Origin of the sequence: Agrobacterium tumefaciens (assembly GCF_005221385.1) — a bacterium.
In the GTDB taxonomy this organism is placed as follows: Bacteria; Pseudomonadota; Alphaproteobacteria; order Rhizobiales; family Rhizobiaceae; genus Agrobacterium; species Agrobacterium tomkonis.
Genome location: NZ_CP039903.1, coordinates 284,748 through 308,154, shown reverse-complemented (window position 1 = coordinate 308,154; position 23,407 = coordinate 284,748). Strand labels below are relative to the sequence as shown.

Here is a 23,407-nt window from a genome sequence, read left to right as displayed (position 1 = left end):
CCCTCTGCCCTGCCGGGCATCTCCCCCTCAAGGGGGGAGATCGGCAAGAGGCATGCTCCTCGCTCTTCCCGAAACGTTCAATGTGGCTGGGAGGTTGCCACGGGTCGTTCTCCCCCCTTGAGGGGGAGATGCCCGGCAGGACAGAGGGGGGTGAACCAAGCACGCTTACATACCTGGCTACCCCGAAACCCATCACCCCGTAATCTTCGAGAAATCCGCAACCGTTCCGGTCGCCTCGCGGATGGCCTTCAGCAGCGCCAGACGGTTGGCGCGGATGGCCGCATCCTCGTCATTGACGAGCACATCCTCGAAGAACTTGTCGACAGGGACGCGCAGCGTCGAAAGCGCCTGCATGGCCGAGCGGAAATCCTCACCTTCGACGGCCTTCGCGGCATCGGCAGAGGCAGTCTTGATCGCCGCATAAAGCGCCTTTTCGGCGTCGAGCTTCAGCAGCTCTTCAGAGACGCCATCGGCAACCACGGTGCCCTTCTTTTCCTCGGCGGCCAGAAGCTGGGTGGCGCGCTTGGCGCCCGCCAGAAGGTTTCGGCCTTCCTCACCGGTGATGAAGGCGGTGAGCGCCTCGACACGGCGGGCGATCATCAGCAGATCGTCGGATTCCGGTGTCAGGACGGCGTCAATCAGATCGTAACGCGCGCCGAGATCGCGGAGATAGACTTTCAGGCGGTCGTGGAAGAAGGCCAAGAGATCAGCCTCAACTTCAAACATGACGTCATCTGGATTTTTCGCGAAAGTTACGTTTTCCGTAACGTGCTGTAGCCATGGTTCAAAAATGCCCGCTATCGGCAGCCGAACATTCCGCTCCAGAATAATGCGCACCACACCGAGCGCCGCACGGCGCAGCGCGAAGGGGTCCTTCGAACCGGTCGGCTTCTCATCGATGGCCCAGAAACCAACGAGTGTATCGAGCTTGTCGGCCAGAGCGACCGTAATCGCCACCTTGTCGGCCGGCAGGCGGTCAGACGGACCCTGCGGCTTGTAGTGATCTTCGATGGCGGCGGCGACGCTTTCGTTTTCGCCCTGAAGCGCCGCATATTTGCGGCCCATCAGGCCCTGAAGCTCGGGGAATTCACCCACGGCTTCGGTGCGCAAATCAGCCTTGGCCAGCACCACGGCGCGGTCCACCAAATCGGCATCGGCGCCGACAACCGGGGCCAGTGCCTTCGCCAGTTCGCGGATGCGGGCGACGCGCTCACCCTGCGTGCCGAGCTTGGCATGGAAGGTGACGTTCAATGCATCGAGCTTCGCCATGCGCTGATCGAGCGGCTTCTTGAGATCGAGGCCGAATTTCGCGGCCGAATCTTTCAGCGTTTCCAGATCCGGCAGGTCGCCCTGGTCGCGGTTCCAGAAGTGGCGGGCGTCCGACAGGCGGGCGCGCACGACCTTGCCATTGCCGTGGATGATTTCCTTGCCGCCATCGCTTGCCTCGATATTCGAGATCAGGATGAAGCGGTTGGAAAGGCCTTCTTCCGCACCCTGATTGCGGGTGACGAAACACTTCTGGTTGGTCTTGATGGTGAGGCGGATGATTTCCGCAGGGATCTGCAGGTAGTCCTCCTCGAAGGTGCCCATCAGCACCTGCGGCCATTCGACAAGGCCGGAGACTTCTTCTAGCAGGCCTTCGTCTTCCACCAGATCGAGACCGTTGGCGAAAGCCAGATCCTTGGCGTCGTGCAGGATGATATCCTTGCGGCGCTCGGCATCGAGAATGACCTTCGCCTTTTCGAGGCTCGAAACATAATCTTCGAAACGGCGCACGGTGATCGGGCCGGGCGCATGGAAACGATGGCCATAGGTGACGTTGCCGGCGACGATGCCGTCGATGGCGAAAGGAATGACCTGGGTTTCGTCATGTTCGGGGCCGAACAGGCAGACGATGGATTGCAGCGGGCGCACCCAGCGCAGGCTTTCCGAGCCCTTGCCTTCGATGCCGGCATAGCTGGAACCCTTCGGCATGGAGGCCGGGCCGGAGCGCATGGATTTCGGCCAGGGAAAGGAGCGGATGATGCCGGGCATCACCTCGGCGATGATCTCTTCCGCCGGGCGGCCCGGCTTGTTGATGATGGCGACGTAGAAATCGCCCTTCTTCGGATCGGAAACGACCTGAGCCTCGGAAATATCGTTGAGGCCGGCGCCGCGCAGAAAGCCCTCGATGGCCTTTTCATTGGCGTCGGTGCGCGGGCCTTTCTTTTCCTCGCGCACATCGGCGGAGCGGGCGTTGAGGCCGCGAATATCCAGCGTCAGGCGGCGCGGCGTCCAATATTCACGCGCGCCCTCATAGGTCAGCCCTCTCTCCACAAGCGCATCGGTGACGAGTTTCTTCAGATCGCCCGCCGCCTTGCGCTGCATGCGGGCGGGGATTTCCTCGGAGCGGAGTTCAAGCAGAAGATCGGGCATGGGATCAGGACTTTATCTGTTGTCGGACGATTGCGGTCGGCTTAGCAAGCAACGCGGCAAAAGTCACCAAGGCATTCGGTTAAATTACCGCTGGCAGGCTTCACCAGCCGCCGCCACCACCGCCGCCGCCACCGGAGCCGGAAAAACCGCCGCCGCCGCCACCGCCCGAAAAGCTGGAGTTGGACGAACTGACGGGTTGTGGGATGGTGGAGGCGATGGTGCTCGCCATGGAGGTGGAAAAGCCGCCGATCCTGTCGCCGAAGCTGCCGTAATTGCTGCCCAAATACCAACCGGGCGCATAACTTGCCACGGCGGCACCTGCGGCAGCTGTTGCGAGCCAGGTCTCGAAGGTGCGGCTCCACGGTTTTTCAACGCCGAGCGCCACGGCATAGGGCAACAGCGTCTCGAAATGCTGCGGCGACATGGCGGGAGCGGCCGCCATGTTCATCCGGTCTTTTTCCGCCAGCGTCAGATAGGTTCTAAGGCCTTCGATGCCGTCCATCAGCTTGCGGCCGAGCGGTGTGGGCGCCCCCATCAGAAACAGGAAAAGCGCATTGGTAAGCACGATGCCACCGATAGCCGCCAGCGCCAGCGACTTGGTGTCATGCGTCACATCCAGCAGGACTTGTGTGGCGATGCCGCCGATGGCTGAAAAAGCCACGAAACCGGCAAAGGCCAGCATGACGATACCGCCGATGCGTTTCCTCAGAGATGCGCCGCGCGAGAACTGCCGGCCGATGCCGATCGACAGGATGCTGAAGAAGAAGGCGAAAAAGCCGAAGACCAGCACGGCGGCAATGGCAAACTCATCCAGATCGCCGAAGACCAGTGTTGCAACGATGAGGGCGATGCTGAAGAAGATGCCGAAGAAAATATAACCGGAATTGCTGTGGTAATATTTGCCCCGATGCTCTTTTTCAATCGCTGCGCGGAACTGCTTGCCGACCTTTTCGACCTCCGCACCATGGGCCTTGTCGATGGTGAGCGTCTCGCCCGGACCGCCGATGGAGGAAAGCAGCGTCTTCTGCCCAGTCGGCAGATCGGCGGCGGCTGCCTTTTCCGTGCGGCGAATGACGATGGAGTTCTTCAGATCTTCCAGAACGACATAGCCTTTTACCGCCAGATCAAGGGCCGAGGCAGAGAGTGCCGTCCAGCCAGCGCCGGAAAAACCCCTGTTGTCGACATAATTGACGAGAGCCGGAGAAAGGCCCTCCGGCGCATCCCAGCGCGGCACGACCACGCCCTTCGCCGGATCGCGGCCAACGGCGAACCATGCCCGCAGGTAATAAAACAGCACAGCCAGAAGCCCGCCGCCCGAAAGCAGGATGGCGAGATTATCCCGCAGCCACCAGCCCGCCTCCTGCGAGGTATCGGGGGCGGCAATCGCACCCTTGGGCAGCTTGACGGCAACCGTCATGCCCTCGCCAACCGTAAACGGGCGGGTGGAGGCGAAGAACACCTCGTTGCCTTCGTTCAGAATGCGCGCATCCTTGCCCTTCGCGCCAAGCGGGCCGGTGAAGACGGCGGTATCGGTGGCCTTGACGCCCTGCGGCAGAGTGATGGTCGCGGAAATCTCGCCCATCGGGAATTGCCAGCCATTACCGGTGACGTTCCAGGTCAGCTCGTCATAATCGCTGAAATAACGGATTTGCCGGGCGGTGGTGTAGGTGATCTGGAAGACATGTTCGCCGGTCGGCAGAAAACGGTCGGCGCTGCCGGTATAGATCCGGATGCCGCCATCAATATTTTCGGTGCGCCAGCTTTCCGGCGTGCCATCGCGCTCGACCGAAACGACGTTGAAATCCACCTTCGTGCGGCGGTTATTCGCGTCCAGCGCATAAAGCGGAAAATCGCGGAAGATGCCGCGCTTGATGTTCTGGCCTTCGGCGCGGGCGGTGATGGTTTCCGTCACCGCCAGCTTGCCATCCGCCGCCACCTCGACGACGGAATGGTAGGAGCGGATGAATTCCTCCGCTAGGGCCGGAAAGGCGACGCCCAGGAAGACGAACAGCGCGAGAAGTCTTGCGGCGATGGTCTTCACGGGGCGATCCCTCCTCATTGGCTTCAGTGCTGCGGCTCGGCAGCGCTTTCCTTTTCCGTGTAATCGACGCCGAGCGAGGCGAGCGCCTTCCAGTAACCGGGATAGGTCTTGGCCACGCAGGCCGGGTTCTGGATGGCGATGCCGCCGATCTTCAGCGCCGCCAGCGCAAAGCTCATGGCGATGCGATGATCGGCGAAGGTGTCGATGGAAGCATCGACCGTCTGGCCTGCAAGTGCGGGATCGGCATGCACGATCAGGTCGTCGCCTTCTTCATGTGCCAGACCATCGCGGATTTCGTTGAGGCCGAGCGAAACGGCACGGATACGGTCGCACTCCTTGACGCGCAGGTTGGCGATGCCGACGAAGCGCACCGGCGTTTCGTTGAAGGCAGCAAGAACCGCGATGGTGGGAATGGCGTCCTGCATCTGCGAACCGTCGATTTCGGCGGGCAGATGCGGGAACTTGGCCATGACGTCGTAGGCCTTGGCATCCGGCTGGGTGAACTTGTCGGCGGGCGTGCCGATATCGATCGCACCACCGGTCAGAAGTTCCGCGCCCCAGAGATAGGTGGCGGCGGAGGCATCCGGCTCGATGTGGAAATCCGTCGCGGTATAGCCGGTCGGATGCACGCGCCAGATGGCGTTGCTGACCCGCTCAATCTTGGCACCGAAGGCTTCCATGGCTGATGTGGTGAGGTCGATATAGCCTTTCGCGCCGATTTCCTCGCCCTTGAGGATGATATCGACAGGCTTGTCGCCGCAGGCGGCGGCCATCAGAAGTGCCGACACATATTGGCTGGACAGGTTGGCATCGATGGTGACGCTGCCCTTCGGGAAACCCGTGCCCTTGCCGCAGACCGTGACGGGCGGGCAACCGGTCGGCGCTTCCGCTTCGACGCCGAGCGAACGCAGCGCCTCCACCAGCGGCATGATCGGGCGTTTGCGCATATGCTCGTCGCCATCGATGATGACGGCACCATCCACAAGTGCGGCAGCGGCAGTGAGGAAGCGCGTGGCGGTGCCGGCATTGCCGAGGAAAAGCGGCTTTTCCGGCTGTTGCAAAACGCCCGTGCCTTCCACCACGAAGGTCGTGGCATCAGGCTCGGTGACCTTCACGCCCATCTCGCGCAGGGCTTCTGCCATATAAAGCGTGTCATCGCTTTTCAGTGCGCCGGTCAAACGGCTTTTGCCCTTGGCAAGACCAGCCAAGAGAAGCGCACGGTTGGTGATGGATTTGGAGCCGGGCGGTTCGACCTTGCCGGAAAGCGGGTGGCCGGGTGGGGTGATGGTCAATTCGATCATGATTGTCGTCTTGTCAATGAATGCGGCGAAGAGCCGGATTATCGGAATTTGAGCGGGAGGTTTTAAGCCGCGGGGGCAGTACCCTTAGAACTTCACTGTCGGCACGGCGCGGTCAGCCGGGTTCTCGATCTCGAAATAGGGCGCCTTGGCAAATCCGAACTGGCCTGCAACCAGATTGGACGGGAAGCTTTCCACCTTGACGTTGAGATCGCGGGCGGCGCCATTGTAATAACGGCGCGACATCTGGAGCTCGCCTTCGATGGTTTCAAGCGAACGCTGCAATTCCAGGAAGTTCGTATTGGCCTTGAGGTCGGGATAGGCTTCGGCGAGCGCGAAGAGTTTGCCGAGCGCCTGCGACAGCAGCCCTTCCGCCTGGGCGCGGCCTTCGACATCCCCTGCCGGCACGGCCTGCGCCCGGTTGCGCATGGCGATCACCTCCTCGAAGGTGCTCTTTTCATGTGCCGCGTAACCCTTCACGGTCTCGATGAGGTTGGGGATGAGATCGGCGCGGCGCTTCAGCTGCACGTCGATGCCCGACCACGCCTCTTCCTTCATCTGCCGCGCCTTGACCAGCCCGTTATAGATGAAGACGACATAAAGCGCGATTGCCGCGATGATTGCCAGCGTGATGAACATGAATTGCGATTCCCAGCTTCGATGCGCGCACGATAGCCGCTCATTCCCGCAAAGTCATGAGGCTTCGGTCATTCTCTGTGTTTTTGCCGGAAGAGAGACGCCGCGAGAAGCAAACACCCGTTATTTATAAAAGACGGTACAATATAACTTCAGACCGGATACCTTGCGTACAAAAAGAGTATAGGAGGCAAGCCTGTAGCCGCGCTCGGCCCAATATTCCTTGTTTCCTTCCAGATGATTCCAGCCGTCAATGACCCAGTCGAGCATTTTCGTATTACGCGTGTAGTGCATGCGGACGAGCGCGCTGCCCACATCGAGAGAGCGCTGGCCGCTATCCTTGCATTCCATGCGGGTGACGATCATTCCGAAAGAACGCAGTTTGTCGGCGCGGGCAAAGGCATCCTTGCCGCTCATCCAGTCTGTCGTTTCCGCAGCCGCGCCATTGCCGAAAATGCATCCGAGTGTAAGCACAAATAAAAAACAGAAATTTCTAATATTATTCACGGTTAAACCCACTGCTATATTAAGGATACCAATCCACACAAAATAAAAGGCCGTCAAGAACGGCCTTCCATTTTCATTAAAAGTCTGGCTTGAACTCGCCTTCAAAAATCAGGCGGCCCTGTTCCAGTTCAGCCCGCCCGCATCCGTCAGCAGGAAGGCCTCGCCGCAGGCTTTCGCCAGCGTGCGCACGCGCAGGATATAGCTCTGGCGCTCCGTCACCGAGATCACGCCGCGCGCATCCAGAAGGTTGAAGACGTGGCTTGCCTTGATGCACTGGTCATAGGCCGGGAAAACGCATTTGTGCAGGCGCTGGTTGTCGTTATCATCAGGTGCGCCGGCGGCGAGCAGCGCCTGGCATTCTTTTTCGGCGTCGATGAAATGCCGATGCAGCATGCCGGTATCGGCAAATTCGAAGTTGTGGCGGGAATATTCCTGCTCGGCCTGCAAAAAGACGTCGCCATAGGAAATCTTCTCTTCACCCTCGCGGCCGTTGAAGTTCAGGTCGTAGACATTGTCGACGCCCTGAACATACATGGCCAGACGCTCCAGACCATAGGTCAACTCGCCGGCAACCGGCGAGCATTCGATGCCACAGACCTGCTGGAAGTAGGTGAATTGCGAGACTTCCATTCCGTCGCACCAGCATTCCCAGCCAAGACCCCAGGCGCCGAGCGTCGGGCTTTCCCAGTCGTCTTCAACGAAGCGTACGTCATGCAGCAACGGATCGAGACCGATTGCCTTCAGCGAACCGAGATAGAGTTCCTGCAGGTTCGACGGGTTGGGCTTCAGAATGACCTGGTACTGGTAATAGTGCTGCAAACGGTTGGGGTTTTCGCCGTAACGACCGTCGGAAGGACGACGCGACGGCTGCACATAGGCGGCCTTCCACGGCTTCGGGCCGAGTGCGCGCAGCGTCGTTGCCGGATGAAATGTACCCGCGCCCACTTCCATATCGTAAGGCTGCAACACCGCGCAGCCCTTATCGGCCCAGTAATTGTGCAGCGTCAGGATCAGCGCCTGAAAGGAACGCTTCGGGTTCATATGGTCTGGAATATCGGTCATTGCAGTCATCGCGGCGTTAGGAGGACAAGTAAGCACTGACTTACTTCGGATGCGGACACGTGCCACGGCATGGCGTGGGGGTCAAGGTTTTATGCATAAGCCGCCTTCGGCCCTCGGCTGATCAGCCCGCAGCTTCTGCGCGTGAACTTGCGACACCGCGATCGGCGAACTTTCTGAAAAGCCTGATGACGGGCTTTTCGAACAGAATATGCGCCGCAATAGACACAGCCAGTGCAACAACAACGATCACGATGCTCGCCGCAAAGCCCGGCGCAATGACCTTCAGGACTATCGAAATGACCAGACCATGCAGGAGATAAAGCGCATAGGAGGCGTCGCCAACAATTTCGAAAGGCTTCAGCCACGATTCCGGCCAGCCACCGGCTCTTTCGATCCAGACACAACCCGCAACGAGCAGAAAGGCAGGCAAACCCCAGCTCAGTATGCGCAAAAGGCCAAATTGCTCACCGATACCGGCCGCGAAAACAAAACCGACAAAAGACAGGGCCAGAGCGGCGATGCCACTGCGCATGCCCGCAAAGGCAATCCGGGACAGGATAAGCCCGGCGAGGAATTCCAGCAGCAGGGGCGATGCCCAAATCTGCATGAACGGCGATTGCCAGTCCGCCATTTGCCCCACGGCCACCATTGCCGACAGGATGACGACGGTTACGGAGATCGGCGCACGCAATGCAAGACCCAGCGCGAAAACGAGATAGAAGAATATCTCCATATTCAGCGTCCAGCCCACCAGCACCAGCGGCGTCACTTGGCCCGCAGCGTTGACATAGGGGACAAAGAGCAGTGATTTCCAGAGATGTTCCATTGTGAAGGTGAAGGTGGAAAACACCCCGGCCAGTGCGCCAAGGCACATGACGAATGTGATGGCCCAGTAAAGCGGCACGATACGGAAGAGACGATGGCGCAGGAACTTGCCGGGCGGCGACTTGTCAGCGACCAGCCCCATGACAAATCCCGATATGACGAAGAAAACATCCACTCCGGCTGCGCCGATCGTGAAAGGCGTGCCGGCAATGTGGAAAAACATGACGGCCAGCGCTGCGACTGCTCGCAAAAACTGAATGGAATGAACTTTCTGCAAAAAATACCCCGTCCAGCAACCTCGTGCGAGGCTTCAGCCGGCTTTGGGCGAAGCGCTGCAGATCAATCTCAAATATCGTGGACCAGTAGTTGCATAAATCCTGCAAAAATACTTGCAGAAATTGGGGTATATCTGAACAAGCTGCTTTTTGGGTTAACCTGTGACTTAAGCCCCGATGCTGGCGCAACGCGTCGCTTCGCGCCCGCGGTTACGCATCATCCTCGCGCTTGACGCGATATTCGCCGGTCTCCGGGTCCTTGATCAGCGTGCCGATGGCACCGGTTTCGCGTTCCTTTTCGCGCTGTTTCGATTTTGCAGACAGCTTTTGCGCATCGCGCACAAAGCGGCGGTAAAGGATGATGGATCCCACCACCAGAAGGATGATTGTAATCAGCTGCGCCATAAGGCTCTATTCCCGCGACATCAAAGACCGAAACGCGACCACAATGCCTTTTCTTCGGCAACCTCCGCAAGTCCCGAGACTGCCCCTGCAGCGAGCCTTTCGCCATTCAGCCCGAGTGCCGCATTCACGCCCGGCACTTTTTTGCCGAACAGGGTGCGCCCGCCGCTGACGAGCTGGAGCTTGACCTTTTCGCCGTAACGACGGCGCAACACCTCGCGCATATCGCCCAGCCCGTCGATCAGGCCAATATCGAGACCGCGCATGCCGGTCCAGAACAGACCGGAGAAGATCGTCTCATCGTCCACCAGTTTCGCGCCGCGGCGCATCTTCACCATATCGATGAAAACATTGTGGATTTCGACCTGAAGCGACTTCAGGTAGTCGATATCGCCTTCCTTTTCCGGCTGGAAGGGATCGAGGATGACCTTGTTTTCGCCGGCCGTGTAGACGCGACGCTCCACGCCGATCTTCCGCAGCATTTCGGGGAAACCGAAACCGCCGGAGACGACGCCGATCGAGCCGACGATGGAGGTGGGGTCGGCAATGATCTCATCACCGGCAAGCGCGATCATGTAGCCGCCGGAGGCCGCCACATCCTCAACGAAGATCAGGACTTTCTTTTCGTTTTCCTCGGCAAGCTGGCGGATGCGATTATAGATCATCCGCGCCTGCACCGGAGAGCCGCCGGGAGAGTTGAGCGAGATGGCGACGGCCGGCGCGTCCTTGATGGCGAAGGCCTTTTCAAGCAGCGGCGCATAGGAGGCTAGATTAAGCGCGGGGCGAAACTGGCTGCCGCCCGCCATGATCGCACCATGCATGCGCACGACAGGGATGACGAGTTCTTTTTTGCGAAAGCGTTTCGGTACCAGATACTTCAAAAAACCCACAACTCAATCCTCGCAGCATTTGCCTGTTCGTCAGGCATGTATGTATCGCCCGGGAAAACACAATGGTGCGGCCGGCGGAACGGCGATATTTATAAGCCGGGTTTGATTGCCTTTACATTGCGGCGATAGGCGATACGGCCATTGTTCAGGTCGTCTACGAAGGGGGTAAAGGCGTGGCTGTCAGTCGCATGCATGATGAGCGGGGCCCGAAAAGACAGCCTCGCCCGCGAGCCCTTTATGGCGGTAACCAGCATGCGCACCGCGTCTTCGCCGGGACGTGGATGAATGAGGGTAATCTCCATGCCGCCGAAGCGGCTGCCGCAGGCGGCAATGATGTCCGCCACCGATTGTGGCCGTGCAATCAGCGACAACTGCCCGCCCGAAACCATGATCGCACCTGCGGTTCTGATCCAGTCCTCGAACAGGCCCTGCGTCATGGCGTGGGCTTCGGCCTTCAGGGCATCCGGCGTGCGGCGATCACCCGCATCATTATAGGGCGGGTTCATGATGACGTGATGGAAATAGTCATCGGGCAAGCCCGCCTCGATACGCGCTTTCGCCCGCAGCGTCACGTCGGCCTCGCGCACGCTTAGCCGAGCGGAAAAGCCAGCATTTTCCGGCAATAGCAGGCTGCGGCGGGCAAAATCCGCCATTTCCGGCGAACGTTCGTAGAGCGTTACCTCGGCCGTCTCCAGCCGGGCGGCAACCGCAAAACCCGCCGCACCTGCGCCCGCACCGAGATCGGCAATCCGGCAGGGGCGGTCATCGGCCACCAGCGAGGCCAGAAGCATGGCGTCCATGCCGGCGCGGTGCCCCCTGCCCTTCGGCTGAAGGATGTGAAACCGGCCCCGGTGAAAGGCGTCAATCGTTTCGGAAATATCGTCGCCCACGTCGCCTTAAGCCTCTTCGCCCCGCAACTCGTCGCCCAGCCCGGCATCGATGAGGATGCGCCGCCCCTCATCGGCACGCTCCTCTTCCACAAGGAACCTTCGGGGCAAAAGGCCGAGCGAACCTTCCAGAATGCTCATCGCCTGATCGGCAACAAGGCAGTGGATGCCGGCGTCCTTCATCAGGCTTTCAGCGAAGGAGAGCAGCACGGCATCGTTGGTACGGATCAATTCACGCATGGATAAGCCCTAAATTCCCATCTTTTTGAATGGCTAGCGGCAATTCGCCCCTTGCCGCGCAAGGCGCCAGTTTTTATTGTCGAATTCAAATTCGAACAGGAGTCCTGTCCCTTGGGCGTCGTCATACCGCTTGAAGAAAGCAAAAACAAACTCGCATCCGTCAAGCCGCTTGTCGACCTGACCCGCCCCGACATGGAACAGGTGAACCAGCTTATCCTCTCCAAGGCCGGTTCCGATGTCCAGATGATACCCGAGGTGGCCAACCATCTGATCTCATCCGGCGGCAAGCGCCTGCGGCCGATGCTGACGCTCGCTTCGGCCTCGATGTTCGGTTACGAGGGCGACCACCACATCAAGCTCGCCACCAGCGTGGAATTCATGCACACCGCGACGCTTCTGCATGACGACGTGGTGGATGAAAGCGACCTGCGCCGCGGCAAATCCACCGCCCGCACCATCTGGGGCAACCAGGCGAGCGTTCTCGTCGGCGACTTCCTGCTCGGCCAGGCCTTCCGCATGATGGTGGATGTCGGCTCTCTCGATGCGCTCGACGTGCTGTCCACCGCCGCTTCTGTTATCGCCGAGGGCGAGGTGCTGCAGCTTTCGGTCGCCAAGAACATGGAAACCACCGAAGACGATTATCTGCAGGTGATTCGCGCCAAGACCGCGGCCCTGTTTGCGGCTGCGGCGGAAGTCGGCCCGATCGTTGCGAAGACCGACAAGGCCACCCGTAGCGCGCTGAAATCCTACGGCATGAATCTCGGCCTTGCCTTCCAGCTCGTCGACGATGTGCTGGATTACGGCGGCAAGTCCGCCGATCTCGGCAAGAATACCGGCGACGATTTCCGCGAAGGCAAGATTACGCTGCCGGTCATCCTTTCCTATCGTCGCGGCACGCAGGACGAGCGCGCCTTCTGGCGTAACGCCATTGAAAAGGGCGAAAGCAGCGACGAGAACCTCGAAAAGGCGCTGGGCCTGATTACCAAATATAATGGTCTTGGCGATACGATCGGCCGCGCCACACATTATGGCACCATTGCCCGCGATGCGCTGGCCCCGCTGCCGCAGAGCCCGTGGAAAAATGCGCTTCTGGAAGTGATCGACTTCTGCATCGAGCGTCTGAACTGAGGCTGAAGGCCCACGCGAACGGCGGATGGGCAGGACCATCCGCCCGATGTTTCGGGCCGGATTTTTCGCAAGGCGCAATTGTGGCCGGGCCATAATTTCTTGCGGGGTTGCTTCAAAAAAGCCATTCTATCGTGACCAAACAATGGAAACTGATTTTTCCGTGCATTCGCACAAAGGCAAAGGTTCCCTCATGCGGCGTAAACCAGCACTTCGTCTTCTCTGCAGCGCGGCTCTTGCCGCCGCTCTCACGATTGGTGCGGGTGCAAGCCCCGGCTTTGCTGAGACAAAGGCGAAAACGGAAGACAAGGCCGTCACCTTCGATCCCGGCAAGGTGAACACCTTCTCCGGCGCTTTCCTTGCCGGTCGGAATGCCGATGTCGACCAGGATTATCCGACGGCGATTTCGCTCTACAAGAAGGCGCTGGAATTCGATCCGGCCAATACGGAAATCCGCCAGCGGCTGATGATCGCCGAACTTCTGAGCGGCAATTTCGAGGCTGGCGCCAAGATCGCCGATTCGATGAAGGACGATACGTCCGTCGAACGGGTGACGACCATCGTGCGCGGCCTTGACGCCATCAAGGACAAGGAATTCACCAAGGCCGAAAAAATCCTGAAATATACCGGCCCGAACGATCTTGACCGCATGGTCAACACGCTTTTGACCGCATGGGCGCGTGCCGGTTCCGGCAAGCCGAAGGAAGCGCTGGCGCTCGTCAACAACATGAAGGGCCCGGGCTGGATTTCGATCTTCCAGAAATACAATGCGGCCGCCATCGCCCTTGTCAGCGGCAATATCGATGCCGCCCGGAAAAGCCTCAACGAAGCGGTGACGGATCGCGAAGGCGGCGCAACGGCGTCCGATACCTATATGCGCGCGGTGATGGCGCTTGCACGCCTGGAGGCTTCCGCCGGCAACAGGCAGAAGGCGCTGGATGCGATTGCGGTCGGCGATACTTTCGCGCCCAATTATGCGCCGCTGAAAGCGCTGCGCGAAGCAATCGAAAAGGGTGAGAAGCCGGAACAGCAGATCACCAATGCGGTGGAAGGCGCGGCCAGCGTCATGTTCTCCATTGCCGGGGCATTGAACCGCGAAGGCGCCGAGGAAATCGTTACGCTTTATCTGCAGACGTCACGCGCGCTCGATCAAAAAAGCCCCGATACGCTTATTCTTCTCGGCGGGCTTGCTGAAGCCATGAAGCAGCCTGAACGCGCCATCGTGTTTTACCGCGATGTGCCGAAGGATTCGCCGATGTATCGCATCTCCGAGCTGCAGCTCGGACTGACGCTCGCGCAGACCGGCAAGGTGGATGAGGCGCGCCAGCACCTCAAATCCCTGCTTGAATCCGACCCGAAGGACGTCCGCTCCTACCTCGCTTATGGCAGCGTGCTTTCGGACGCCAAGGACTATCGCGCCATGGCCGAAAATTACGACAAGGCCATCGAGGTTATCGGCGCCGTGCCGCAGAAATCCGACTGGTCGGTGTTCTTCCAGCGCGGCATCGCCTATGAGCGGCTGAAGGAATGGGACAAGGCCGAACCGAATTTCAAGCGGGCGCTGGAGTTGAACCCGGAGCAGCCGCAGGTGCTGAACTATCTTGGTTATTCCTGGGTGGATAAGGGCATCAATCTCGACGAAGGCATGAAGATGATCAGCCGCGCCGTCGAGCTTCGCCCCAATGATGGTTACATCGTCGATTCGCTTGGCTGGGCGCATTATCGCCTCGGCGCTTTCGATGACGCCGTGACGGAGCTGGAGCGGGCAATCGAACTCAAGGCCGGCGACCCGACCATCAACGACCATCTGGGCGACGCCTATTGGCGCGTGGGCCGCAAGATCGAGGCCGTCTACCAGTGGAACCGTGCCATGATCGGCGACAGCGATGATGTGGACAAGGCGAAGGTGAAGGAAAAGATCGCCAACGGCTTGCCGCCGGTGGAAAAAGATGCCGAAAACACCGCCAAGAAGGATGCCGCGCCGCAGCCGCCGGCTCCTCCGGCACCGGCCGCTCCTACCCCGGACAAGAAATCCTGACGCCGCATGCGTGTGCATGAGGTTTCCGGGGCCACCGAGACCATCGAGGCGGCCCCGGCAAAAATCAATCTGGCACTGCATGTGACCGGCCAGCGGGCGGATGGCTATCATCTGCTCGAAACGCTGGTGACATTCACCGAGGCCGGCGACGTGATCCGTATTCGCGATGCGGATGCCGATGCCTTCTCTATCTCCGGCCCTTTCGGCGATCTCCTGCGTACCGACGATGGCGGCGACAATCTCGTCACCCGCGCCCGGGACAGACTGCGTGATGCGCTTGCGGCCACGGGTCAGTCAGGCCGTCCGGTTGCCATTCACCTCGAAAAGAACCTTCCGGTCGCCTCCGGCATTGGCGGCGGTTCGGCGGATGCGGCGGCTACCTTTCGGGCGCTTCTGCGGCACTGGCAGGTTACGATAGAGCCGGAAAGACTGGCATCGCTTGCGCTCACACTCGGCGCGGATGTGCCGATGTGCCTTGAAAGCCGGCCCCTCATCGCACGCGGCATTGGCGCGGAGATCGAACCGGTCTCCGATCTGCCCTGCCTGTTTCTGGTGCTCGCCAATCCGCTGAAAGCCGTCTCGACGCCGGATATATTCCGACGCCTGCAAAACAAGACCAATCCTCGCCTGCCGGCACGTGCGACAATTGGCTGGGTGGATTTTCTGGCGCAAAGCCGCAACGATCTGCAACCACCCGCGCAAACGTTGCTGCCGGAGATCGGCGAGATCATCGACATGCTGTCGCAGGAAGATGCCGCGCTTGTCCGCATGTCCGGTTCGGGTGCGACATGCTTCGGGGTTTTCCATTCCTTCGATGCCGCCCGAAACGCGGAAACATCGCTTCGGAAGAAACGCCCCGGCTGGTATTTTCAGGCGACGCGGACCATTTGAGGACCATATAATTCGAGGATAAGGCCATGGCAGGCGAAAGACCCTTCATTCCCCTTGGCATTGCGGTTTTGACCGTGTCGGACAGCCGCACGCTGGAGAACGACAAATCCGGCGATACGCTCGTCGCTAGGCTCGAGGAGGCGGGACACCGTCTCGCCGCGCGCGCCATTGTACCGGATGACAGGGCCGCCATTTTCAACACCGTGCGTGACTGGACGCTGGCCCCGGGCGTGGATGTGGTCATCACCACCGGCGGCACCGGTTTTACTGGCCGCGACGTGACGCCCGACGCGCTGGAACCGCTGTTCGAAAAGCGCATGGACGGGTTTTCCGCCGTCTTCCATCGCATCTCCTATGACAAGATCGGCACTGCCACCATCCAGTCGCGGGCAACCGGCGGGGTCGCCAACGCCACCTTCATCTTCGTGCTGCCCGGCTCTCCGGGTGCGTGCAAGGATGCCTGGGACGGTATCCTCAAGGCCCAGCTGGATTATCGCCACCTGCCCTGCAATTTCGTGGAGATCATGCCAAGGCTGGATGAGCATTTGAAGCGTGGGGGTGGTGGGGTTTAGAGCATCCCCTGAGATCGGACCAAAGGTGCGTGGGGCTTTACCCCCTCTGCCCTGCCGGGCATCTCCCCCTCAAGGGGGAGATCAGCAGGAGGGGCTACCTCCACTTCATTCTCAGACTATGAGATGGGCGAAACCTATCCGCGTATCGATCTCCCCCCCTTGAGGGGGAGATGCCCGGCAGGGCAGAGGGGGTAAAGCCCCACGCACCTTTGGCCCATTATAAGTGGACAACATCTAGAGCCTTTCCTCCTTCCCCGACGGGAAGAAGGAACAAGCGGCCACCTCGAAAACCCATCACCCCAGATATTTCTTGAAAAACTCCACCGTCCGCCCCCAGGCGAGATCGGCGGCCTTCTTGTCGTAGCGTGCCGAGGACGTATCATTGTTGAAGGCGTGGTTGACGCCGTCATAAACGAAGATTTCGAAGGTCTTGCCGTTGTCTTCCAACGCCTTCTTATAGGCATCGATGCCGGCATTGATGCGCTCGTCGAGACCCGCATAGTGCAAGAGCAGCGGCGCCTTGATATCAGGCACATCGGCCGCCGGGGCCTGCTGACCGTAATAGGCGACGCCGGCATTCAGGCCGGCCGATTTGGTGGCGAAACGGTTGACCAGCCCACCACCCCAGCAGAAGCCGACCGCGCCGACCTTGCCGTTCGCACCCTGCCGGGCCGCGAGCCACACCCGGCCCGCTTCGGCATTGGCGACCGTTGCGTCCATGTCGAGGCCGCTGAACATTTCCCGCGCCTTGTCCTCATCGGCAGGCGTACCGCCCTGCGGGGAGAGGAAATCGACCGCAAGCGCCCTGAAACCGGCAAGCGCCACACGTCTTGCCACATCGCGGATATGGTCGTTCAGGCCACGGTTCTCGTGGATGACGATGACGGAGCCGATCGGTCCCGACACCGATTTCGGCGTGACGAGGTAACCTTTCATCTCGCCACCGGGAGCGGGATAGGTCACGTCTTCCGCCACGATCCCCGCATCGTCAGGCGCGACGATGGCCGCACGGGCGCTGTTGGCCGAAAGAAGCGGCGCGATCGCCGCCGCAGCAGCGCCGGAACCGGCAAGTACTGTGAGTTTTTCCATGAATTTGCGGCGGTCGAGGCTGAGATGGGTATATTCATCGTAAGCGTCGATCATGGCCTGCGTAATCTTCGGCTTGTCCATCACCCTGTCCTCCTTGAGCGCGCGGATGCGGCAGGGAGGATAACGCAGATCGCCCCGCGGGGAACGGGGTGGGCGGAAGCGGCGCCACACTTTTGCGTGAGCGCCGCAACCCATGTCATTTGTCTCAGGCGGCGAGGTCGACGACGATACGGCCGTCGATCTTGCCCTCTTCCATGCGGTGGAAGATATCGTTGATGTTTTCGAGCTTGTCCCAGGAGAAGTGGGCCGCCACCTTGCCTTCACCGGCAAAGGTCAGCGCTTCCTCCAGATCCTGCCTTGTGCCGACGATGGAACCGCGCACCGTGATGCGCTTCAGTACCGTGTCGAACACCGGAATGGAGATGAAGCCCGGCGGAAGGCCGACAAGCGCCATGGTGCCCTTGGAGCGCAGGAAGCCGTAGGCCTGCTCCATGGCCTTGGGCGACACCGCCGTCACCAGCGCGCCATGGACGCCGCCGGTCGCCTTCTGCACCTGCTCCACCGCGTCAGGCGCACGACCATTGACGACGACATCTGCACCGAGTTTTTTCGCAAGCGCCAGCTTGTCGTCGAAAATATCGGCGGCAACGACATGCATGCCCATGGCCTTGGCGTATTGCACGGCCATGTGACCCAGGCCGCCAATGCCTGAAATGACCACCCATTCACCGGGCCTGACCTCGGTTTCCTTGAGGCCCTTATAGACGGTGACACCGGCGCAGAGCACCGGGGCCGCCGGGCCGAAGTCCAGATTGTCCGGCAGGCGGCCGACGAATTTCGGATCGGCAAGGCCATATTCGGCAAAGCTGCCATTGACGGAATAGCCGGAATTCTTCTGGCTCGGGCAAAGGGTTTCCCAGCCGGTGCGGCAGGGGATGCAGCATCCGCAGGCGGTATAGAGCCAGGGCGTGCCGGCGCGGTCGCCTTCCTTGATGCCGGTGACGCCAGCGCCGATTTTCGCGACATAACCCGCACCTTCATGGCCGGGAATGAAGGGTGGGTTGGGTTTGACCGGCCAATCGCCCGTTGCGGCGTGCAGGTCGGTGTGGCAAACGCCCGTCGCCTTGTAGTTGATGAGAATTTCACCGGGGCCGGGATCCGGTATCGCCACTTCCTCGATGGTCAGCGGTTTTCCAAACGCGCGGACGACGGCTGCCTTCATTGTTTTTGCCATGACATACTCCTCAATCTCTGCTCGCCTGAAATCCTCGACGGCAGGCAGAGATTAACGGGGATGGGACGTCATGGAATTGACCCATCGCAAATCGGGTGATTTTAAAGGCGCGATTGTCTCACTTATGAGTCAACCTGACGGTGCTGTTTCATTCCAGCGCCAACCAGATGGCGAGCCATGCCCACAGGCACACGATTAGGGCAAAGCCGATGCCGAACAGTGCCCCGCGGTGACGCAGCCGGTTAGTGGTAACGTGGACATAGGAATGGGCATAACGCGAGAGCACGAACAGCCAGGCCAGTACGATGGTGACGATGTTGTCCGCATCGGTGATGTAGAGCAGCAGGCAGGCGATATGAAACAGGACGGGAAGTTCGAACTGGTTGGCGATATTGCGGTTCACCAGATAGCTTTCCCGCGCTTCTTCACTCTTGTCGCGAAGACGAATGGCCGATTCGCGATCCGTGAAGGTATATTTCTTGCGACGGTAGAGCAGTAGCCCGTAAAGCCAGAAAACGAGAAAGACATGGGCGATCATCGGCCAGAACATTGCGGTCGTCGGTGACATGTTTTCTCCCCCAATCATGAAAACGCTTCCCGATCCGGCTGGAATCGGGAAGCGCCAAATACTCAGTCTATCTTCTTACGGATTCGGTTCGAAAGATCAAACCGCGCCGGGATAGTTCGGGCTTTCGCGGGTGATCGTCACGTCATGTGCGTGGCTTTCACGCAGGCCGGCGCTGGAGATGCGAACGAAGGTGGCGCGCTCCTGGAATTCCTTGATGTTGCTGCCGCCGACATAACCCATGGCAGCCTTCAGGCCGCCGGCCAGCTGGTGCAGCACACCGGAGACCGGTCCCTTGTAGGGAACCTGACCTTCGATACCTTCCGGCACGAGCTTCAGCGTGTCACGCACTTCGGCCTGGAAATAACGGTCGGCGGAACCGCGCGCCATGGCGCCAACGGAACCCATGCCGCGATAAGCCTTGAAGGAACGGCCCTGATAGAGGAACACTTCACCCGGGCTTTCATCCGTGCCGGCCAAAAGCGAGCCGATCATGACGGCGGAAGCGCCGGCAGCGATTGCCTTGGCCAGATCGCCCGAGAATTTGATGCCGCCATCGGCAATGACGGGGATGTCGGCCGCATTGGCCACTTCGACCGAGGCCATGATCGCTGCAAGCTGCGGAACGCCGACACCGGCGACGATGCGGGTGGTGCAGATGGAACCGGGGCCGATGCCGACCTTGACGCCATCGGCGCCGGCATCGATCAGCGCCTTGGTGCCGTCAGCGGTGGCGACATTGCCGGCGATGATGCGAACCGAGTTCGACATCTTCTTGACCTGCGAGACGGCATCCAGCACGCGCTGCGAATGGCCATGCGCGGTATCGACGACCAGAAGGTCGACGCCGGCATCGATGAGGCGCTCGGCGCGCTCGATGGCGTCAGCACCGACGCTGATGGCGGCAGCGGCGCGAAGGCGGCCCTGCGCATCCTTGGTGGCGTTGGGGTTCAGCTGCGACTTCTCGATATCCTTGACGGTGATGAGGCCGACGCAATTGCCTTTTCCATCCACCACCAGCAGCTTTTCAATGCGGTGCTTGTGCAAGAGATGGCGGGCTTCCTGCTGGTCGACGCTGCTTTCCTTGACCGTGACCAGGTTTTCGCGGGTCATCAGTTCGTAGATCTTCTGCTGCGGATCGGAGGCAAAACGCACGTCGCGGTTCGTCAGGATGCCGACGAGCCGGCCGTTCTTATGGCCACCGGCACCGCCGTTTTCAACCACCGGAATGCCCGAAATGCCGTGCGCCTTCATCAAGGCCTGTGCTTCGGCAAGCGTCGCATCTGGGCCGATTGTGACCGGGTTGACGACCATGCCGCTTTCGAACTTCTTCACCTGCCGCACTTCTTCGGCCTGCTCGATGGGGGTCAGGTTACGGTGGATGACACCGATGCCGCCGGCCTGGGCCATGGCGATGGCAAGACGGCCTTCGGTGACCGTATCCATGGCAGAAGACAGGATCGGCAGGTTGAGATCGATATCGCGGGCGATGCGGGTGGCGATATTCGTCTGCCCCGGCATGACTTCGGAATGCCCGGGCTGCAGCAACACATCGTCAAATGTGAGAGCGTCCAAACCAGTGGGTGTTTGAATGATGCGTGCCATGACCAAATTCCTTCATACTGAAAATGCGTGGCCGTTCCGGAACGAAAAGTTCACCCCGGCGCCCTGCAAGGATTGCTTGGAAGTTGGCGAGGGCTGGTAACACGTTCATGACAGGAAGGGAATAGAAAAAACCCGGAATAACCTTCCGGGTTTCCTCTGTTGCTGCATTGCAGCAGATATCAGATATCGAACTGGTAGGATTTCGGCACGAAACGATAACCCGTATCCAGCTTTTCCGCATAACCGACGGAAGGGAAAGGCATGTGATAGCCGAGGAAGGGCAGACGGTCGGTGGCGATCATGTCATAGACCTTCTTGCGGGTGGCGGCGGCCGCTGCCTTGTCCATGTCGAACTTCACTTCCCAGTCCGGCCTTTGCAGCGACAGGACGAAATGGTTGGCAGTATCCGCCGTCAGGATCAGCTGCCTGCCTTCCGATTCGACACGGAAAATCATGTGTCCCGGCGAATGGCCGAAAGCCGCGATGCCGGTGATGCCGGACACCACATTGTCGCCGTCACCGATGAAGGTTGCCTTTTCCGCCAGTGGCTTGACGTTGGCGATAACGCCCTTGTGCCCACCCTCGGCAGGCGTGCCGACCCGCTTCTCATCCGTCCAGAAATCATATTCCGCCTGACCGACCACGTAACGCGCCTTTGAAAAGGCTGGTGCACCCTTTTCCATCAGTCCGCCAATATGGTCGCCGTGCATGTGGGTCAGCACGACAACAGTCACATCCTCCGGCGTGTAACCGGCCGCCGCCATGCCTTCGATCAGGCGGCCATTCCCCGCCCCACGGCCGGCCTCGCCGAAGCCGGTGTCGAACAGCACGAGGTCTGAGCCGGTATTGACGAGAACCGGCGAGAAGGAATTGACGAATTGGTCCTTCGGCAGAAAATTGTCTTCCAGCAGTTTACCGACCGTCTCCGCCGATTGGTCAGTGCCGAAGGTCTCGCCCGGATTGGGCGCGGCGCGCGCGCCGTCCTTCACGACAAGCACTTCGAAATTGCCGAGCTTGAAGCGGTTGGTTTCCGGCGGCATGGCGTGTTTGATCTCCATGGAGGTTTGTGGCTGGTTGGTCTGGGCCGTTGCGGTGCGCGCCATCAACAGCGGCGCGCCGAGGACGGTTGCGCCGGCCGCACCGATGAGGCCGCGTCTGCTCATGCTCAAGGATTGGGTCATCATCTTGTCTCCGATTTCGCCAACTGGCCGTTATCACCAACTGAACTCACCCAACGGACAATAGAGCGAGAAAGTTGCAAGAAAACCGGCCTCACGCAGGTTTGATCGGAACTTCCGAAATTGATAATTAACGTGTTGGCAAGCCGGCCTATCAGGCGTAGGAGGAACGGCGATATCCTTGTCGCAGCGGAAAGCCGCAGGCAGCCTCATGAACCGCATCATTCCCCTGATCCTGGCAGTCGCTCTCTTTATGGAGCAGATGGACTCCACCGTCATCGCCACCTCGCTTCCGGCGATTGCAGCAGACCTCAATGTCGGACCGATCACGCTGAAGCTCGCGCTGACCGCCTATATGGTGGCGCTGGCGATCTTCATTCCCATCAGCGGCTGGATGGCCGACAAATATGGCGCGAAGAAAATCTTCCGTTTCGCCATCGGCGTCTTTGTGGTCGGGTCGATCTGTTGCGCGGTCTCATCGTCGGTGTTTGAATTCGTGCTCTCGCGTTTCCTGCAGGGCATGGGCGGTGCGATGATGACGCCCGTTGGTCGCCTCGTTCTCCTGCGCACGACCAAGCGCAGTGAACTCGTTTCCGCCATGGCGTTGCTGACGATACCGGGACTTGTCGGGCCGCTCACCGGTCCGCCGATTGGCGGCTTCATCACCACCTATTTTTCATGGCACTGGATTTTCCTGATCAACGTGCCCATCGGCATCATCGGCATCTGGCTCTCCACCATCTTCCTGCCGGAAATCGAAACCACCAATCCCCCGCCGATGGATGGCAAGGGGTTCGTGCTCTCAGGCATCGCCGCTTCGGGCGTGGTATTCGGTGTGTCGGTGGTCAGTCTTCCGGCTCTGCCACCCGCCATCGGCATCGCCTCGACGATCATCGGTTTTATCTGCGGATTTCTTTACATGCGCCACGCCGCGCGCCACCCCGCCCCCATTCTGGATTTCCGGATTTTTCAGAATGCGACCTTCCGGGCGGCCTCCGTTGGCGGCACGATCTTCCGCATTTCAACGGGCGCCATTCCCTTCCTGATGCCGCTGATGTTGCAGATCGGCTTCGGGCTCAACCCGTTCCAGTCAGGCATGATCACCTTTGCCGGTGCGATTGGCGCGATCACCACAAAATTCATGGCCAAGCGGGTGTTTGCGGCAACCGGGTTCAAGTCAACGCTGATCGGGGCCGGCATCGTCGGCGCCTGCACGACACTCGCCAACAGCTTCTTCACGCCGGATACGCCCTACCCGCTAATCATGATCTTTCTGGTCACGGCCGGATTTGCCCGGTCGTTCTTCTTCACCGGATCAAACGCGCTCAGCTATTCCGATATCGAGGACAGTCAGGCCAGCCAGGCAACCTCGATGGCCTCGGTGCTGCAACAGATCAGCCTGGCACTTGGCGTGGCATTCGCCGCGTCCATTCTGGAAGTCAGCAACATGATGTCGGGTACGCATCTTCAGCTTGCCGATTTCCACATCGCCTTCACCATCGTGGCGCTGGTTTCGCTGTTCGCCGTCGTGCCGATCATCCGCATGGACGCACAGGCCGGGGCGGCCGTCTCCGGCCACCGCGGCAAGGTTTCGCAACCGGCGGAGTGACAGGGTTTCGCAACCGGCGGATT

At 60.0% G+C, this 23,407-nt stretch carries 21 protein-coding genes; 5 read left to right on the top strand and 16 right to left on the bottom strand.

What is annotated here, in order from left to right:
• Positions 1 to 192: 192 nt before the first annotated feature.
• The 11 genes from glyS to CFBP6623_RS01500 all read right to left on the bottom strand — a co-directional run bounded on the left by glyS (position 193) and on the right by CFBP6623_RS01500 (position 11,478).
• Positions 193 to 2,415 carry a glycine--tRNA ligase subunit beta gene (gene glyS, locus CFBP6623_RS01550; RefSeq protein WP_046800651.1) on the bottom strand — a complete coding sequence of 741 codons (2,223 nt, stop codon included), beginning with the start codon at positions 2,413 to 2,415 and terminating at the stop codon, positions 193 to 195.
• Between the two features lie 100 nt (positions 2,416 to 2,515).
• Positions 2,516 to 4,456, bottom strand: coding sequence for a DUF2207 domain-containing protein (locus tag CFBP6623_RS01545; protein ID WP_046800742.1), 1,941 nt, complete (start codon positions 4,454 to 4,456; stop codon positions 2,516 to 2,518).
• Between the two features lie 23 nt (positions 4,457 to 4,479).
• Positions 4,480 to 5,757, bottom strand: a complete 1,278-nt coding sequence (locus CFBP6623_RS01540; RefSeq protein WP_046800650.1) for a 3-phosphoshikimate 1-carboxyvinyltransferase — start codon at positions 5,755 to 5,757, stop codon at positions 4,480 to 4,482.
• An 84-nt stretch (positions 5,758 to 5,841) separates the two neighbouring features.
• A complete protein-coding gene (locus CFBP6623_RS01535) occupies positions 5,842 to 6,393 on the bottom strand; it encodes a LemA family protein (RefSeq protein ID WP_020010489.1) in 552 nt (183 codons plus the stop codon).
• A gap of 120 nt (positions 6,394 to 6,513) precedes the next feature.
• On the bottom strand, positions 6,514 to 6,954 hold the full coding sequence (locus tag CFBP6623_RS01530; protein WP_046800649.1) for a hypothetical protein: 441 nt from the start codon (positions 6,952 to 6,954) through the stop codon (positions 6,514 to 6,516).
• A gap of 51 nt (positions 6,955 to 7,005) precedes the next feature.
• The gene (locus CFBP6623_RS01525; protein WP_046800648.1) at positions 7,006 to 7,959 is read right to left on the bottom strand and encodes a glycine--tRNA ligase subunit alpha; all 954 of its coding nucleotides are present in this window, start codon (positions 7,957 to 7,959) and stop codon (positions 7,006 to 7,008) included.
• A 121-nt stretch (positions 7,960 to 8,080) separates the two neighbouring features.
• On the bottom strand, positions 8,081 to 9,061 hold the full coding sequence (locus tag CFBP6623_RS01520; protein WP_046800647.1) for an acyltransferase family protein: 981 nt from the start codon (positions 9,059 to 9,061) through the stop codon (positions 8,081 to 8,083).
• Positions 9,062 to 9,269: 208 nt separating this feature from the next.
• Complete coding sequence (locus CFBP6623_RS01515) at positions 9,270 to 9,464, bottom strand: NfeD family protein (RefSeq protein WP_046800646.1); 195 nt, start codon at positions 9,462 to 9,464, stop codon at positions 9,270 to 9,272.
• A 20-nt stretch (positions 9,465 to 9,484) separates the two neighbouring features.
• Positions 9,485 to 10,351, bottom strand: a complete 867-nt coding sequence (locus CFBP6623_RS01510) for a S49 family peptidase (protein WP_046800645.1) — start codon at positions 10,349 to 10,351, stop codon at positions 9,485 to 9,487.
• 89 nt (positions 10,352 to 10,440) lie between these two features.
• On the bottom strand, positions 10,441 to 11,241 hold the full coding sequence (locus CFBP6623_RS01505) for a tRNA1(Val) (adenine(37)-N6)-methyltransferase (protein WP_046800644.1): 801 nt from the start codon (positions 11,239 to 11,241) through the stop codon (positions 10,441 to 10,443).
• Between the two features lie 6 nt (positions 11,242 to 11,247).
• Complete coding sequence (locus CFBP6623_RS01500; protein WP_046800643.1) at positions 11,248 to 11,478, bottom strand: DUF2007 domain-containing protein; 231 nt, start codon at positions 11,476 to 11,478, stop codon at positions 11,248 to 11,250.
• A 111-nt stretch (positions 11,479 to 11,589) separates the two neighbouring features.
• Here CFBP6623_RS01500 and CFBP6623_RS01495 point away from each other — a divergent pair, with 111 nt between their 5' ends.
• The 4 genes from CFBP6623_RS01495 to moaB all read left to right on the top strand — a co-directional run bounded on the left by CFBP6623_RS01495 (position 11,590) and on the right by moaB (position 16,104).
• Positions 11,590 to 12,606: a polyprenyl synthetase family protein gene (locus CFBP6623_RS01495; RefSeq protein WP_046800741.1), complete on the top strand. Its 1,017-nt coding sequence runs from the start codon at positions 11,590 to 11,592 to the stop codon at positions 12,604 to 12,606.
• 190 nt (positions 12,607 to 12,796) lie between these two features.
• Positions 12,797 to 14,641 (top strand): tetratricopeptide repeat protein, encoded by a 1,845-nt coding sequence (locus tag CFBP6623_RS01490; RefSeq protein WP_080842712.1) that lies wholly within the window; start codon positions 12,797 to 12,799, stop codon positions 14,639 to 14,641.
• A gap of 6 nt (positions 14,642 to 14,647) precedes the next feature.
• Positions 14,648 to 15,532, top strand: coding sequence for a 4-(cytidine 5'-diphospho)-2-C-methyl-D-erythritol kinase (locus CFBP6623_RS01485; RefSeq protein ID WP_080842283.1), 885 nt, complete (start codon positions 14,648 to 14,650; stop codon positions 15,530 to 15,532).
• Positions 15,533 to 15,558: 26 nt separating this feature from the next.
• Entirely contained in the window at positions 15,559 to 16,104 is a 546-nt protein-coding gene (gene moaB / locus CFBP6623_RS01480; RefSeq protein WP_046800640.1) for a molybdenum cofactor biosynthesis protein B, read from the top strand.
• A 294-nt stretch (positions 16,105 to 16,398) separates the two neighbouring features.
• On the opposite strand, the gene CFBP6623_RS01470 is transcribed toward moaB, so the two are convergent.
• From CFBP6623_RS01470 to CFBP6623_RS01445, 5 genes are all read right to left on the bottom strand, one after another.
• Complete coding sequence (locus CFBP6623_RS01470; protein ID WP_046800639.1) at positions 16,399 to 17,274, bottom strand: dienelactone hydrolase family protein; 876 nt, start codon at positions 17,272 to 17,274, stop codon at positions 16,399 to 16,401.
• A 124-nt stretch (positions 17,275 to 17,398) separates the two neighbouring features.
• Complete coding sequence (gene adhP / locus CFBP6623_RS01465; protein WP_046800638.1) at positions 17,399 to 18,427, bottom strand: alcohol dehydrogenase AdhP; 1,029 nt, start codon at positions 18,425 to 18,427, stop codon at positions 17,399 to 17,401.
• 148 nt (positions 18,428 to 18,575) lie between these two features.
• A complete protein-coding gene (locus tag CFBP6623_RS01460) occupies positions 18,576 to 18,977 on the bottom strand; it encodes an MAPEG family protein (RefSeq protein ID WP_046800637.1) in 402 nt (133 codons plus the stop codon).
• Between the two features lie 114 nt (positions 18,978 to 19,091).
• On the bottom strand, positions 19,092 to 20,597 hold the full coding sequence (guaB, locus tag CFBP6623_RS01455; RefSeq protein ID WP_046800636.1) for an IMP dehydrogenase: 1,506 nt from the start codon (positions 20,595 to 20,597) through the stop codon (positions 19,092 to 19,094).
• A gap of 179 nt (positions 20,598 to 20,776) precedes the next feature.
• Positions 20,777 to 21,778, bottom strand: a complete 1,002-nt coding sequence (locus tag CFBP6623_RS01445; protein ID WP_046800740.1) for an MBL fold metallo-hydrolase — start codon at positions 21,776 to 21,778, stop codon at positions 20,777 to 20,779.
• Positions 21,779 to 21,986: 208 nt separating this feature from the next.
• Here CFBP6623_RS01445 and CFBP6623_RS01440 point away from each other — a divergent pair, with 208 nt between their 5' ends.
• Positions 21,987 to 23,384 (top strand): MDR family MFS transporter, encoded by a 1,398-nt coding sequence (locus CFBP6623_RS01440; RefSeq protein ID WP_046800635.1) that lies wholly within the window; start codon positions 21,987 to 21,989, stop codon positions 23,382 to 23,384.
• The last annotated feature ends 23 nt before the right edge of the window (positions 23,385 to 23,407 follow it).